This is a genomic window from Bradyrhizobium sp. (assembly GCF_050014615.1).
Taxonomy (GTDB): Bacteria; Pseudomonadota; Alphaproteobacteria; order Rhizobiales; family Xanthobacteraceae; genus Bradyrhizobium.
Map to the genome: position 1 here is coordinate 1 of NZ_JBEKCZ010000139.1, position 14,289 is coordinate 14,289.

Annotated in this window: 14 protein-coding genes and 1 pseudogene; 6 read left to right on the forward strand and 9 right to left on the reverse strand. The window is 62.7% G+C overall.

Annotated features, from left to right (window positions below; translation table 11 throughout):
• Positions 1-27 precede the first annotated feature (27 nt).
• The gene (mutM, locus tag ABR948_RS20825) at positions 28-909 is read left to right on the forward strand and encodes a bifunctional DNA-formamidopyrimidine glycosylase/DNA-(apurinic or apyrimidinic site) lyase (RefSeq protein WP_428121492.1); all 882 of its coding nucleotides are present in this window, start codon (positions 28-30) and stop codon (positions 907-909) included.
• A gap of 89 nt (positions 910-998) precedes the next feature.
• Here the strand turns inward: mutM and ABR948_RS20830 are convergent, their stop codons facing one another.
• A complete protein-coding gene (locus ABR948_RS20830; protein ID WP_428121494.1) occupies positions 999-1,760 on the reverse strand; it encodes a nucleotide-binding protein in 762 nt (253 codons plus the stop codon).
• A 264-nt stretch (positions 1,761-2,024) separates the two neighbouring features.
• Positions 2,025-3,392: a peptidoglycan-binding protein gene (locus ABR948_RS20835; protein ID WP_428121496.1), complete on the reverse strand. Its 1,368-nt coding sequence runs from the start codon at positions 3,390-3,392 to the stop codon at positions 2,025-2,027.
• 212 nt (positions 3,393-3,604) lie between these two features.
• Here ABR948_RS20835 and ABR948_RS20840 point away from each other — a divergent pair, with 212 nt between their 5' ends.
• Positions 3,605-4,405 carry a HesA/MoeB/ThiF family protein gene (locus ABR948_RS20840; protein ID WP_428121498.1) on the forward strand — a complete coding sequence of 267 codons (801 nt, stop codon included), beginning with the start codon at positions 3,605-3,607 and terminating at the stop codon, positions 4,403-4,405.
• Between the two features lie 132 nt (positions 4,406-4,537).
• On the opposite strand, the gene ABR948_RS20845 is transcribed toward ABR948_RS20840, so the two are convergent.
• The gene (locus tag ABR948_RS20845) at positions 4,538-5,539 is read right to left on the reverse strand and encodes a 2-hydroxyacid dehydrogenase (RefSeq protein WP_428121500.1); all 1,002 of its coding nucleotides are present in this window, start codon (positions 5,537-5,539) and stop codon (positions 4,538-4,540) included.
• Between the two features lie 340 nt (positions 5,540-5,879).
• Here ABR948_RS20845 and ABR948_RS20850 point away from each other — a divergent pair, with 340 nt between their 5' ends.
• Positions 5,880-6,407, forward strand: a complete 528-nt coding sequence (locus ABR948_RS20850; protein ID WP_428121502.1) for an SH3 domain-containing protein — start codon at positions 5,880-5,882, stop codon at positions 6,405-6,407.
• Positions 6,408-6,480: 73 nt separating this feature from the next.
• On the opposite strand, the gene irrA is transcribed toward ABR948_RS20850, so the two are convergent.
• Positions 6,481-6,954, reverse strand: coding sequence for an iron response transcriptional regulator IrrA (irrA, locus tag ABR948_RS20855; RefSeq protein ID WP_428121518.1), 474 nt, complete (start codon positions 6,952-6,954; stop codon positions 6,481-6,483).
• A 368-nt stretch (positions 6,955-7,322) separates the two neighbouring features.
• Between irrA and fabA the strand changes: the two genes are divergently transcribed.
• The 3 genes from fabA (at position 7,323) to fabI (ending at position 10,135) form a co-directional block, all read left to right on the forward strand.
• The gene (gene fabA / locus ABR948_RS20860) at positions 7,323-7,853 is read left to right on the forward strand and encodes a 3-hydroxyacyl-[acyl-carrier-protein] dehydratase FabA (RefSeq protein ID WP_428121505.1); all 531 of its coding nucleotides are present in this window, start codon (positions 7,323-7,325) and stop codon (positions 7,851-7,853) included.
• Positions 7,854-7,929: 76 nt separating this feature from the next.
• Positions 7,930-9,153, forward strand: a complete 1,224-nt coding sequence (gene fabB, locus ABR948_RS20865) for a beta-ketoacyl-ACP synthase I (RefSeq protein WP_428121507.1) — start codon at positions 7,930-7,932, stop codon at positions 9,151-9,153.
• A gap of 175 nt (positions 9,154-9,328) precedes the next feature.
• A complete protein-coding gene (gene fabI / locus ABR948_RS20870) occupies positions 9,329-10,135 on the forward strand; it encodes an enoyl-ACP reductase FabI (protein WP_428121509.1) in 807 nt (268 codons plus the stop codon).
• Between the two features lie 167 nt (positions 10,136-10,302).
• Here the strand turns inward: fabI and ABR948_RS20875 are convergent, their stop codons facing one another.
• From ABR948_RS20875 to ABR948_RS20895, 5 genes and pseudogenes are all read right to left on the reverse strand, one after another.
• Positions 10,303-10,899, reverse strand: a complete 597-nt coding sequence (locus tag ABR948_RS20875; RefSeq protein ID WP_428121512.1) for a glutathione S-transferase family protein — start codon at positions 10,897-10,899, stop codon at positions 10,303-10,305.
• Complete coding sequence (locus tag ABR948_RS20880; protein ID WP_428121514.1) at positions 10,899-11,360, reverse strand: GNAT family N-acetyltransferase; 462 nt, start codon at positions 11,358-11,360, stop codon at positions 10,899-10,901. The genes ABR948_RS20875 and ABR948_RS20880 overlap by 1 nt, the downstream gene beginning before the upstream one ends.
• A 102-nt stretch (positions 11,361-11,462) precedes the next feature.
• On the reverse strand, positions 11,463-13,613 hold the full coding sequence (pnp, locus tag ABR948_RS20885; protein ID WP_428121516.1) for a polyribonucleotide nucleotidyltransferase: 2,151 nt from the start codon (positions 13,611-13,613) through the stop codon (positions 11,463-11,465).
• 265 nt (positions 13,614-13,878) lie between these two features.
• Entirely contained in the window at positions 13,879-14,148 is a 270-nt protein-coding gene (gene rpsO, locus ABR948_RS20890) for a 30S ribosomal protein S15 (protein ID WP_213735724.1), read from the reverse strand.
• A 2-nt stretch (positions 14,149-14,150) separates the two neighbouring features.
• Positions 14,151-14,289, reverse strand: a pseudogene (locus tag ABR948_RS20895) (tRNA pseudouridine(55) synthase TruB); the annotation flags it as partial.

Sequence of the window (14,289 nt, forward strand, 5' to 3'; positions counted from 1 at the left end):
GTCAGCCCCTCAAGGTGAATGCCGCGCATGCCCGAATTACCCGAAGTTGAGACCGTCCGCCGTGGCCTGCAGCCTGTCATGGAGGGTTCAAAAATCGTCAAGGCCGAAATCCGGCGCAAAGACCTGCGATTTCCATTTCAGAAAGACTTTGTCGCGCGGCTGCAGGACCAGACCGTGACCGGACTTGGCCGTCGCGCCAAATACCTGATGGCCGACCTTGAATCGGGGGATGTGCTGCTGATGCATCTGGGCATGTCGGGCTCGTTCCGCGTCGTCACGGATGAGGACAAGACAGTGCCGGGCCAGTTCCACCATCCGCGCCATGAGGACCGCGCCCATGATCATGTGGTGTTTCACATGTCGTCGGGCGCGGCTGTGGTCTTCAACGATCCGCGCCGGTTCGGCTACATGAAGATCATCGCCCGCAAGGCGCTCGACGACGAGCCGCTGCTCAGGGGTCTCGGTCCGGAACCGCTCGGCAACGAATTCGATGCAACAATGCTGGCGCAGTCATGCGCCAACAAGAAGACCAGTCTGAAAGCGGCGCTGCTCGACCAGCGGGTGGTGGCGGGGCTTGGCAATATCTATGTCTGCGAGGCGCTGTATCGTTCGCATCTGTCGCCGCGAAGATTGGCCGCGACGCTGGCGGACAAAAAAGGCCAACCGACCGATCACGCCAAGCGCCTGGTCAGTGCCATTCACTCGGTGCTCAACCAGGCCATCAAGGCCGGCGGCTCGTCGCTGCGCGATCATCGCCAGACCTCCGGCGAACTCGGCTATTTCCAGCATTCGTTTCAGGTCTACGACCGCGAGGGTGAAAAGTGCCAGACCGCCGGCTGTGGCGGCATCGTGCGGCGGTTCACCCAGAACGGCCGTTCGACCTTCTGGTGCCCGAAATGTCAGAAGTGAAATTCGTTCGCCATAACGACAAACGCTCCCTCCCCGCCAGGCGGAGAAGGAGCGTTGTCGTCATGCCCCCCAACCCGAAGCTGTAAAATTCAGGAAACCAGCGCCGGCGTTTCCGCAGGCATTGGCGAAAACATCGCGTGAAGGATCTCGGGCGATGCCGGCAGTTCGCTGAGGATCGGCTGCATCTCGGCGACGGCCAAAGAGTCCAGTTTGCCGGCATTCAGCTTGGCCTCGACCCATTGCCAGAGGCCGCGAACTTCGTCCGCCGATTTGCTTTGCGGGGCATATTCGCTCACCGCCAGGCCCGCGCTCAGCGCATCCTGGTGATCGTTGCGCATGACGATGAAAGGCTGGGCGAGAACGCCGGCGATATCGAGCGCCGCTTCATCGCAAAGCGTTGTGGCGGCATTGGTGATGCGTTGGCCGCGGATCGGCGTCTGGTTGAGGACGAAAGCGAACGGCTTGTCGCTGGCGCGGATGGTGTGAAGCGTCGATGCGGTTGCTTCGATATCGGCGACGGTCGGGCGCGCGGGTATCAGGCAGAGATCAGCGCAGCCAATCGCCGTCGTCGTCGCGGCGCTGACGCCGCCGGCGGTATCGATGATCGTCAGTGTAACGCCACTCTGGCTCAAAGACCGCAGCCGCTGTTCGATCTCGGCGGCGACGTAAACCGGCTCGACGATCGGCTCGGCATAGGCGCGGCGGCCTTGCCAGTTCGAAAGGGTTCCCTGGGAATCCGTCTCAATCAGGCGAACGGTGTGTCCGGCCTGTATCGCTGCCAAGGCGAGGCCGATGGCAAGCGTACTCTTGCCGCTGCCGCCCTTTTGGGTGGCCAATACGATCGTATGCATTATTGAATCCTTTGGATTGCTTGAACGGGAATCTGCGGTTACGCCGGACTGAGATGCATCGCATCTGTAATGTCGAGCTATTCTCGCTCAGGACGTGCCTGTCCGACCCAGACGTGCTGGGAATCGCGGCGGTCCGAATCAGCAACGTCACAACGATGACGGGTTATGAGTCGTATGGCTATTCCGGGACACTACGGGAGGCGACCGACGTCGTACCCGCGAAAGCGGGGAGCGAGCGCTCTCGCGGATGAAGACGACGGTCGATCATTTCCTCGCGCAGATCACGCGCACCACCGATGACTTCGCATCCGTCGATCCACCGGTTGCATTGACGCCATTGGCCTTGAGAAAATCCTGCACGGTATCCGCCGGCACCAGCACCGCCTGTGCCGCGGGCCCGGCATTCGGCGGCCCCGCAACGATGGCCGGCTTCAGCAGCGCGACGCCGGCAAATATGCCGTCGCTGTCGAGCGCCACGGCACCGGAAAAGCCGACCGCCGGCGGCGGTGACAGCGCGAGATCGCCGCCGCCGCTGATTGGCGCAACCGATGCCTTGACGCTGCTGGCGGCACCGCCGCCGCCCTGATTTTGCGGATCCGAAATACCCGTCAGCTCGACATTCAATTTGGCCGCGCCGTTGCTCAGGGCCAGCGGCTTCAATCCGTGCGCGCCGTAAAGGCGCAGCAGCGCCAGGCCGCGGTCCTTGTCCTCGGCGACGCGATCGGCATTGCCGAAGCCTGCAATCGCAATCGCGAGGCAGCCATCGGTGATCTCGCGGTCGGCGATGATCGCGCCGTCATCGCTGACCACCACGCCGGTGCCATATTCCACGGTCTTGCGCGGCGCAGGGCCTGCGATCTGGGCGCCGGTCGGGAACGGATTGAACGCGCTCGACATCGCGATCACCACCGGCTCGACGGTATTTTCGGTGGCCTGGTCGTAGAGAATGGTGAGGATACGCACCTCGTCGCCCTTGAAGGTGCCGCGCACGTAGAATTTCTTCAGGCCCTGCAAGCCCGACAGCACGAAGAACTCAGGCTTGACCACGGTGTAGTCGACGGCCCGCCCGGCAGGTTCCTTCTTTTCCCGATCGGCGAGCTTCGCCGTGGTCGGGTTGGCTTCCTTGCGCCGCGCAAGCTGAACCTGGATGGTCCCGGTGGGAGAACTCCATTTGGCGCCGTTGGCGTCGCTGGATTGCTGCGGCACGAGCTTGGTGGGAATGCCGAGCCGCGCCCCGGTGCCGGCATCGGTGACGATCTTCCAGCCGGCATTGTCCTGCCGCCGCCGCGCGGTCTCGGCGAGCACGCTGCGCTCCTGCGGGTTGAGCACGCCGGTCTGCTTGCCGCCTCGCGCCTTCTGGAATTCCTTGATGGATTCCACCATGCGTTCGCTGACTTCGCCGGTGATGGCGCCATTGTACTGGCCGACCCAGGCCAGGTCCGACTGGATGGCCTGACGTTCCGCCTGCGCCATCGCATTGGCGGTATCGGCGGGGGTCTGCAGAGCGGGCCGGACCGGAACGGTCGCGACCACCTTCGGCTTGGCGCCGGCGGTGGACGGCGGCGTCAGCTGCGCCTGGGCGGAGCCCCCCGCGGCCACGAATATCAATGTTGCTGTCAGCATCGATCTCATGACAAGTCTTCTCATGACAAGTCTCGGGTCCCAAGTCTTGGTCCCAAGTCTTGGTCCCAAGTCTTGGTCCCAAGTCTTGGGTCCATTGAAGCGGCCGCAATTAAGCACATCTGCTTGGTCGGCAACAGGGATGCCATGGTTCAAGCAGCCAGCGATACCCTGGGTCCGGCGAGGCAACGACACGGAATGAAATTGAGGGACTTGATAAAGCCATGCTAAGTGCCGACGAACTCGAACGGTACGCCCGCCATATTGTGCTGCGCGAGGTCGGCGGCCCCGGCCAGGCCGCCTTGAAGGAAGCCTCCGTGCTGGTGATCGGCGCCGGGGGTCTCGGTGCGCCCGCGCTGATGTACCTCGCCGCGGCCGGCGTCGGTGAACTCGGCGTGGTCGATGATGACATCGTCTCGCTGTCCAACCTGCAGCGCCAGATCATTCACACCACACCGGACATCAACCGCCGCAAGGTCGACAGCGCCGCCGAACAGATTCACGCGCTCAATCCCCATGTCAGATTCGCGGCGCACGCCACCCGGCTCGACGCCCGCAATGCGCTGTCGCTGATCGGCGGTTACGATCTGGTGCTGGATGGTTCCGATAATTTCGAAACCCGCTATCTGGTTTCGGATGCGTGCTTCCTCGCCGGCAAGCCGCTGATCACGGCCGCGCTCGGCATGTTCGACGGATCGCTGACCACGATCCGCGCGCATGAGAGAAATGCCGAAGGCGAGTTCAATCCGACCTACCGCTGCCTGTTTCCCGAGCCGCCGCCGCCGGGCACGGTACCGGCCTGCGCGGAGGCCGGGGTGATGGGGGCGCTGGCTGGCGTGCTGGGATCGATGATGGCGCTGGAGGCGATCCGCGAGATCGTCGGTTTCGGCGAGGGCCTGGTCGGGCGGTTGCTGATGGTGGACGCACGCGCGATGCGGTTCGAGACGCTGCGCTATCGGCGCGATCCCCTGAACCCGCTCAACGGCGATGCGCTTGTGATCACCGATCTGAGCGGGCACGGGTGAGAGCTTCCACCGCTCGGCGTCATTCCGGGGCGATGCGAAGCATCGAACCCGGAATCTCGAGATTCCCCGATGTGCAATCGCACATCTGAGGTCTGGTGCTAACGCACCATCCCGGAATGACAACTTCGGCATTTACAGCATGCTCGGCAGCACGCGGTCCGGCGGCTTGTGATGGTCGAGGAAGGCCCGGATGTTGATGATCACCTTCTCGCCCATCTCGACCCGGCCTTCGATCGTCGCCGAGCCCATATGCGGCAGCAGCGCCACCTTGCCGGCCTTCGCCAGCCGCACCAGTTTCGGACTGACCGCGGGTTCGTTCTCGAACACGTCGAGGCCGGCGCCGGCGATGTCGCCGGCTTCGATCAGCTTGACCAGCGTGTCCTCGTCGATCACCTCGCCGCGCGCGGTGTTGACGATATAGGCATCCTTGCGGATCAGCTTCAGCCGCCGCGCCGACAGCAGGTGAAAGGTGGCCGGCGTGTGCGGACAATTCACCGAGATGATGTCCATCCGCGCCAGCATCTGGTCGAGACTTTCCCAATAGGTCGCGCCCAGTTCCTCGGCAATCTTCGGCGCGACGGGACGGCGGTTGTGGTAGTGAATCTGCAGCCCGAAGGCGCGCGCGCGGCGGGCCACGGCCTGGCCGATGCGGCCCATGCCGATAATGCCGAGCCGCTTGCCGCCGATGCGGTGGCCGAGCATCCAGGTCGGCGACCAGCCTGGCCAGTGCTTGCCGTCGGTGAGGACCGAGGCGCCTTCGATCAGCCGGCGTGGCACCGCGAGAATCAGCGCCATGGTCATGTCGGCGGTATCTTCGGTCAAAACCTTCGGCGTATTGGTTACGGTGATGCCGCGCGCATGCGCGGCGACGACATCGATATTGTCGACGCCGTTGCCGAAATTGGCGATCAGCTTCAGCGCGCATTCGGGCTGCCTGAGCAATTCTTCGGTGATCTCGTCGGTGACGGTCGGCACCAGCACGTCGGCGGTGCGGACGGCCTCGGCGATTTGCTCCGGGGTCAGCGGGGTATCGTCGAGATTGAGCCGGGCGTCGAACAATTCGCGCATGCGGGTCTCGATTGAGTCCGGCAGCTTGCGCGTGACGACAACGAGCGGCTTTTTCTTGACCGACATGTCCTGCTCTCGCGAGGTTGTTCAGACCTCATTAACCCGGTTGTTCGACACTGCGGCAGCCGCGTGACCCCGGCGTTTGCTTCAGGTTTGTACTAGGTTTGAACCAGGTTTTCTTGGGTTCCCCCCGACGTCTCCCTGGATTTGCGAAGGGGACATTCGGGCTTTTCTTGGTTCTCGGCGTTCCGTCCTCTCTAGCAGAAGACCGGGCCAAGACAAGAACCCTGGCGGGAACCGGGGTTTCACGGACCGAGGGGCATCGGTACAGGGGGCTGAGGGATTGGTGGTCGCACGTGTTTCAGCTCGAAGAATTCGAGCTGGGTTCTCGGCAGGAGACGAGTTGATGGCGTTGAGGCGTTTCTATTCTGTGGTGGTGCTCGCGGGTGGCTTGCTGGGTGCCTCGGCCAGCACGGCGGTTTCGGCAAAGGATTCGGCGCTCACCACCAGCGGCTTGCCGGTGCCGCGCTATGTCAGCCTCAAATCCGACCATGTGAACGTCCGGGCCGGTCCGACCAAGGATAACGACGTCGCCTGGGTCTATACCCGCTCCGGTCTGCCGGTTGAAATCACCGCCGAATTCGAGAACTGGCGCCGGGTGCGCGATTCCGAGGGCGCCGAGGGCTGGGTCTATCACTCGCTGCTGTCGGGGCGCCGCACGGCTGTGATCACCATGAAGAGCAAGGACGAACTGGCGCCGCTCTACGATAGCGCGGATCAAACCAGCGCCATCGCGGCCCGCCTGCAGGCCGGCGTGGTGGCCCAGGTCAAGAAATGCACGGCCGGCTGGTGTCACGTCGCCGGCAACGGCTTTGATGGCTGGATCGAACAGCAGCGGCTGTGGGGCGTCTACGCCGACGAGAAGGTGGATTGATTTCGCGGCCTGTTAGCGCGAGCTGCATCTGCGTGTCGTCCCCGCGTTCGCGGGGACGACGAGCTGTTGCCGCTCAGCGCTTCTTGCGCAGCCGGACGACCATGTCGACCCGGGCGATCTCGTAGCCCTCGGGCACCTCGGGCATTTTCTGCAACACCAGGTGCGGATCCGGGATATCGACCAGTTCGTGGTTGTTCTCAAGGTAGAAGTGGTGATGCGCCGTCACGTTGGTGTCGAAATAGGTCTTGGTGCCGTCGACGCTGACCTGGCGCAGCAAGCCGGCATCGGTGAGCTGATTGAGCGTATTATACACGGTGGCAAGCGACACCGGGACCTTGGCGAGGGTCGCTTCCTCGTAAAGCATTTCCGCGGTGAGATGGCGCGCGCCCTTGCCGAACAGCAGCCAGCCGAGCGCCATGCGTTGACGGGTCGGGCGCAGGCCCGCGGCCTGCAGCATCTCGTTGACGTCGTGCCACGGACAACCGGTCAGCGCCGGCTGGTGTCCCGCAACACGGGCCACGGGAGCCACGGCATCGTCATTCAACATCGAACCGTTGTCGTTCATTTCCACGTCCGGCACCGCACTCGCTATCTCACCACTATCGCAGCGGAATATAAGAAGGAAATCCGTTAGATGCAAGTTTTTCGCAACTAGAACCAGCCCAGGGTTAAGCGCAATTGCGGGGAGAACGCGGCTATTTGCCCCGGCGGGGTGCTTTGCCGTCCGCGGGGCCTATGATAGAGAGCGCGCGGATGCTGCCTTGCGATTTTAGCAAAGGCGAGCACCGGTTGCCGCAGGGCTCATCCTGATCTGCGGTTTCAGCGCCAATCTGCCAAAATTGGCACGCTTCCCACGCGAAACGGGTCCATTTTGCTCGAAAACGCTTCATCAGGGTTTTGAAAAAGGCTGGCATCATGCTGGATCGGCGCGGCGGTTATGAATACGAGGATCTGCTGGCGTGCGCCCGCGGCGAGCTGTTTGGCCCGGGTAACGCCCAGTTGCCGCTGCCGCCGATGCTGATGTTCGACCGTATCAGCGAGATTTCGGAGACCGGTGGCGAATACGGCAAGGGCGTGGTGCGGGCTGAACTCGACGTGAAGCCGGATCTCTGGTTTTTCGGCTGCCATTTCAAGAACGATCCCGTGATGCCCGGATGTCTTGGCCTCGATGCGCTCTGGCAAATGGTCGGGTTTTTTCTGGGCTGGACCGGCGGCGCGGGCCGTGGCCGGGCACTGGGGCTCGGGGAGCTGAAGTTAGCCGGACAGGTGCTGCCGAACGTCCGCAAGGTTGTGTACAACGTGGATGTCAAACGCGTGATGCGCTCAAAGCTGGTGCTGGGCATCGCCGATGGCTGGCTTTCCATGGACGGCGAGATTATCTATCGCGCGAAGGATCTGAAGGTCGGGCTGTTCAAGCAGGATGCCGCATTGCAACCGGGAACGTAGGTTGCGCGCTCCGGCGAACGAGACGGCATTCGGGTTGACGACGGTCACAATAACGTAACGACAGGGCGAGGCGATCATGAGGCGGGTTGTCATCACGGGGATGGGCATCGTCTCGTCCATCGGAAACAACACCCAGGAAGTGCTTGCGAGCCTTCATGAGGCGAAATCCGGAATCACGCGCGCGGACAAATATGCCGAGCTCGGTTTCCGCTCCCAGGTGCAGGGCGCGCCCACCCTCGATCCGTCGGGAATCATCGATCGGCGCGCGATGCGCTTCCTCGGCGAGGGTGCCGCCTGGAATCACGTCGCGATGGAGCAGGCGATCCAGGATTCAGGTCTGGAGCCCACGGAAGTTTCCAACATTCGCACCGGCATCATCATGGGCTCCGGCGGTCCATCGGCGCGCACCATCGTCGAGGCCGCCGATATCACCCGCACCAAGGGACCGAAGCGGGTCGGACCGTTTGCGGTGCCGAAGGCGATGTCGTCGACGGCGTCGGCAACGCTTGCGACCTGGTTCAAGATCAAGGGCGTGAACTATTCGATCTCGTCGGCCTGCGCCACCTCGAACCATTGCATCGGCAACGCCTACGAGACCATCCAGATCGGCAAGCAGGACATTGTTTTCGCCGGCGGCTGCGAAGAGCTCGACTGGTCGTTGTCGGTTCTGTTCGACGCCATGGGCGCGATGTCGTCGAAATACAACGATACGCCCGCGACCGCTTCGCGCCCCTACGACGTCAGCCGCGACGGATTCGTCATTGCCGGCGGCGCCGGCGTCGTCGTTCTCGAAGAACTCGAACATGCCAAGGCGCGCGGCGCGCGGATCTACGGCGAAATCGTGGGCTACGGCGCCACCTCCGACGGTTACGACATGGTCGCCCCCTCGGGCGAGGGCGCCGAACGCTGCATGAAAATGGCGATGGCGACGGTCGACACCAAGGTCGATTACATCAATCCGCACGCGACCTCGACGCCGGCGGGCGATCCGCCGGAAATCGAGGCGATCCGCAAGGTGTTCGGGACCGGCGACAAATGTCCGCCGATTTCCGCGACCAAGGCGCTGACCGGCCATTCGCTCGGCGCCACCGGCGTGCAGGAGGCGATTTATTCGCTGTTGATGATGAACAATGGCTTCATCTGCGAAAGCGCCCATATTACCGAACTCGACCCGGCCTTTGCCGACATGCCGATCGTGCGCAAGCGTATCGACAACGCCAAGCTCGGAACCGTATTGTCCAATTCCTTCGGATTCGGCGGCACCAACGCCACGCTGGTGTTCAAGCGGATGGACGCGTGAGATTTTGTTTCTGTCATGCCCCGCGAAAGCGGGGCATCCAGTATTCCGCGGCCCCGGCTATTCATCGCAACGCTTCGCAATATTGGATCAACCGGTGGAGCTTGTCATCCGGCCGGCCGGAGGCCGGACCGGTCGCGGGTGATGACAACATTGGAATTAGTGGAGCACCGGAACGATGCAAGACTTGATGAAGGGCAAACGGGGACTGATCATGGGCGTCGCCAATGATCATTCGATTGCCTGGGGCATTGCCAAAACGCTGGCGGCGCAGGGCGCCGAACTCGCTTTCACCTATCAGGGCGATGCGCTCGGCAAGCGCGTCAAGCCGCTGGCGCAATCGCTCGGCGTCGAGCTGGTGCTGCCCTGCGACGTCGAGAACCTCGCCAGCGTCGATTCGGTGTTCGAAACGCTGCGCGCCAAATGGGGCCATCTGGATTTTCTGGTCCACGCCATCGCCTTCTCCGACAAGAACGAGCTGAAGGGACGTTACGCCGACACCAGCCGCGATAATTTTTCACGCACCATGCTGATATCGTGCTTTTCGTTCACCGAGCTTGCCAGGCGCGCGGCCGAGATGATGCCGGCCTCCGGCGGCACCATGATCACGCTGACCTTTGGCGGTTCGACGCGGGTGATGCCGAATTACAACGTGATGGGCGTTGCCAAGGCCGCGCTGGAAGCCTCGGTGCGGTATCTCGCCTCCGACTTCGGTCCGCGCGGCATTCGCGTCAACGCGATTTCGGCCGGTCCGATTCGCACCCTTGCGGGTTCGGGCATTGGCGATGCGCGCACGATGTTTGCGTTCCAGCAGAAGCACTCGCCGCTCGGCCGGGGGGTGACGCTGGATGAACTCGGCGGCTCGGCGCTGTATCTGCTCTCCGAGCTGTCGGGCGGCGTGACCGGCGAAACGCATTTCGTCGATTCCGGCTACAACGTCATTTCGATGCCGCGGCCGGAAGACCTGAAGGACACGGCGGAGTAGAGCGCGCAATCAGGGTCCGCGCACCGCGCCACCTCAACAAAGGTCGTCATACCCGCGAAAGCCGTAGGGTGGGCAAAGCGAAAGCGTGCCCACCACAACACAGCGTATGACGGAGACGGTGGGCACGGCGCAAGCGCCTTTGCCCACCCTACATTTGTGGAATTCCGTCATCCCGCCGCAAGCACGCCCGCGCGCTGGAAGGCCGGACGCGCCGCGCAGCGGTCGATGTAACGGTCGAAGGACGGGCGTGACGGCACCATCTTGAACAGCCGCACCGCGAAATTCAGCCCCGCGCCGATGGCAATGTCCGCGGCCGAGAAGTTCTCGCCGAGAATCCACGGTCCCTTGGCCAAGGCGGCGTCGAGCACATCGAATACCCGTTGCGCATCGCCCCAGCCCGCCGATACCGGATTCATCTCGATCTTGGTCGCGACCTGCACCATTGCCGGCTCGATGCAACCGGGCGCGAAAAACAGCCAGTACAGATATTTCGCGCGCAGGGGATCGCCCAACGGCGGCGCCAGCTTCGCCTCGGGATAGCGCTCGGCGACATAGGCGCAGATGGCCGCGGCTTCGGCCAGCGTCGCGTCGCCGTCCTGCAACGCGGGAACCTTGCCCATCGGATTGATCGCCAGATATTCGGGTGTCTTCTGCGCGCCCTTGGAAATGTCGGTCAGCACGCGCTCGTAAGGCTGCCCGGTTTCCTCCATCAGCCATAAAGCGGAAAACGATCGCGAGCGCGGCGACCAATAGAGTTTCATCATCAGGCAGTCTCCTCATTTTTCCATCGATAATATTTCATGACGTATCCGGTCATCGGCTCGACTTTTTCTTCCTCGAACATAAAACCCTCGCGCTCATACCAGCGCCAGGCCTTGTCGTTTTCGCGAACGCAGCGCAGCTCGATCTCGTCGGGCAGATGCTGTCGCGTGAACGCGAGCAGCGTCCGCCCGAGGCTGCGGCCCTGATATTCCGGCGCCACGAACAATTGGTCGAGATATTTCTTGGGCAGATGCAGCGCCAGCATGGCCGCCAGCACGCCGCCATCGTCGGCGACGTAGAGGCTCCAGCCCCGCTCAAGCTCATGCGGGAGGCGTGCGCGCAACTGCGCCAGCAGGAAATTGCTAGCCTCCGCCAGCCCGGTGGAGACCCAGCTGTTCATCCAGACCCGGGCGATCGCGTCATATTCGTCGGTTCGCGCGGGACGGATCGTGGGCGGCGGCATCGAATGGATCCTGTGGATGAGGGCCAATATCTCACAGAATGCGCCCAAACAAAAAGGGCGGCCGAGAGGCCGCCCTTTCGCAACGAGAGATTTCCGGGACGGTTACTCGCCGGCGGCTTCGCGCGGGGCGTCCACCTTCTGCTTGGCCTCGAGGTCCTCGCCGGTCACCTGATCGACCGCCTTCATCGACAAACGCGTCTTGCCGCGATCGTCGAAGCCGAGCAGCTTGACCTTGACCTTGTCGCCTTCCTTGACGACGTCGGAGGTCTTCTGCACGCGGCTGGATGCGAGCTGGCTGATGTGGACGAGGCCGTCCTTGGCGCCGAAGAAATTCACGAAGGCGCCGAACTCCATCACCTTGACCACGGTGCCGTCATAGATCTGGCCGATCTCCGGATCGGACGCGATCGACTTGATCCACTTGATCGCGGCCTTGATCGATTCTCCGTCGGCGGAGGCGACCTTGACGGTGCCGTCGTCGTCGATGTTGACCTTGGCGCCGGTCTTCTCGACGATCTCGCGGATCACCTTGCCGCCGGTGCCGATCACTTCACGGATCTTGTCGGTTGCGATCTTGAAGGTCTCGATCCGTGGCGCGTATTCGCCGAGCTCGGCACGCGCGGCGGTCAAAGCCTTCGACATCTCGCCGAGAATATGGATGCGCCCATCCTTGGCCTGGCCGAGCGCGACCTTCATGATCTCCTCGGTAATGCCGGCGATCTTGATGTCCATCTGCAGCGAGGTGATGCCGTGGTCGGTGCCGGCGACCTTGAAGTCCATGTCGCCGAGATGATCCTCGTCACCGAGAATGTCCGACAACACGGCAAAGCGCGAACCTTCCAGAATGAGGCCCATGGCGATACCCGCCGTCGGGCGCTTCAGCGGAACGCCCGCATCCATCAGCGCCAGCGAGGCGCCGCAGACCGATGCCATCGACGACGACCCGTTCGATTCGGTGATCTCGGAGACCACGCGCACCGTGTAGGGGAATTCGTGGTGCGGCGGCAGTACCGGGTGGATGGCGCGCCAGGCGAGCTTGCCGTGGCCGATTTCACGCCGCTTGGTGCCGCCCATGCGTCCGGTTTCGCCGACCGAGTAGGGAGGGAAATTGTAGTGCAGCAGGAACTGCTCCTTGTAGGTTCCCGACAGCGAGTCGATGTACTGCTCGTCCTCGCCGGTGCCGAGCGTGGTCACGACCATCGCCTGGGTCTCGCCGCGGGTGAACAGCGCCGAGCCGTGGGCACGGGGCAATATGCCGACTTCGGCGATGATGTTGCGCACGGTCTTGGAGTCGCGGCCGTCGATGCGCTTGCCGGTATCGAGAATGTTCCAGCGAACGATCTTGGATTCCAGTTCCTTGAACACGCCGGCGATGCGCAGCTTGTCGTATTTCGGCTCCTGGCCTTCCGGGAAATAGTGCGCCATCACCTTTTCCTTGGCCTTGCCGACCGCGGCGTAGCGGTCCTGCTTGACCGGAATGGCGTAGGCCGAGCGCAGGTCGGTCTCGATCAGCGCGAGCATTTCCTTTTCCAGCGCGCTTTCGTCGACGATCTTGACGTCGCGCGGTTCCTTGGCGGCCTTCTCGGCGAGTTCGATGATCGCGTTGACCACCGGCTGGAAGTGCCGGTGTCCGAACATCACGGCGCCGAGCATGATGTCTTCGTTGAGCTCCTTGGCTTCCGATTCCACCATCAGCACGGCGTCGGCGGTGCCGGCGACAACCAGATCGAGCTGGGTTTCGACCATCTCGTCGAGCGTCGGGTTGAGAACGTATTCGTCATTGACGAAGCCGACGCGCGCGGCGCCGATCGGGCCCTTGAACGGCGCGCCTGACAGCGTCAGTGCCGCCGAGGCAGCGACCACCGCCAGAACGTCCGGATCGTTTTCCATGTCATGCGAAAGCACGGTGACGACGACCTGGGTTTCGTTGCGCCAGCCATCGACGAACAGCGGGCGGACCGGGCGGTCGATCAGGCGGGAGACCAGCGTCTCCTTTTCGGTGGGACGGCCTTCGCGCTTGAAATAACCGCCGGGAATGCGGCCAGCGGCATAGGTCTTTTCGATGTAATCGACGGTCAGCGGCAGGAAGTCGACGCCTTCCCTCGGCGTCTTCGCCGCGACGACGGTGGCGAGCACCACGGTCTCGCCGTAGGTGGCGAGCACGGCGCCGTCGGCCTGGCGGGCGATCTTTCCGGTTTCAAGCCTGAGGGGACGGCCACCCCAGTCGATCTCGACTGAATGAATATTAAACATTGCGGTCTTCTTTCATGGTTTCACGAAAGCAGGGTCGCCCCAAAACGCAAAGACCATGCGCAAGATTGCGGGATGTTGCGCGCATCGCGCGATCAGCATCCAGCGATCCTGCCATGGTCTTTGTGTTTCGAATGGCGTCCATCCTTCCGATGGTACGGGCACCTTGCCCGTTACACCCAGCCGCCGGATTGCGACTGGATACGCCGCGCGGACATTGTCGAGTCCGCGCGCAAAAACGCGCGTAAAATGCGCGCGTGAACTGTACTCAGCGGCGAATGTTGTGCTTTTCGAGCAGCGTCTTGTAACGCGCCTCGTCCTTCCGCTTGATATAATCGAGCAGCGAACGGCGCGTTGCGACCATTTTCAAAAGGCCCCGGCGTGAATGATTGTCCTTCACGTGGGATTTGAAATGTCCGGTGAGGTTGTTGATGCGTTCCGACAGGATCGCGACCTGAACCTCGGGCGAGCCGGTATCACCGGCCTTGTTGGCATTGGTCTTGATGACTTCCGCTTTGCGTTCGGCGGTAATCGACATCGTCAGATACTTTCATTGCTGCGAGCCGGACTGGCAGTCAGTCCGGTCAGGTTGAACACGCGCTTGGGGATGAGTTCGCCATTGCCAATTTCGGCGAGGGCCAGAAGCCGGCCTGCCACCGTGACATAGACTGTGCCGCTA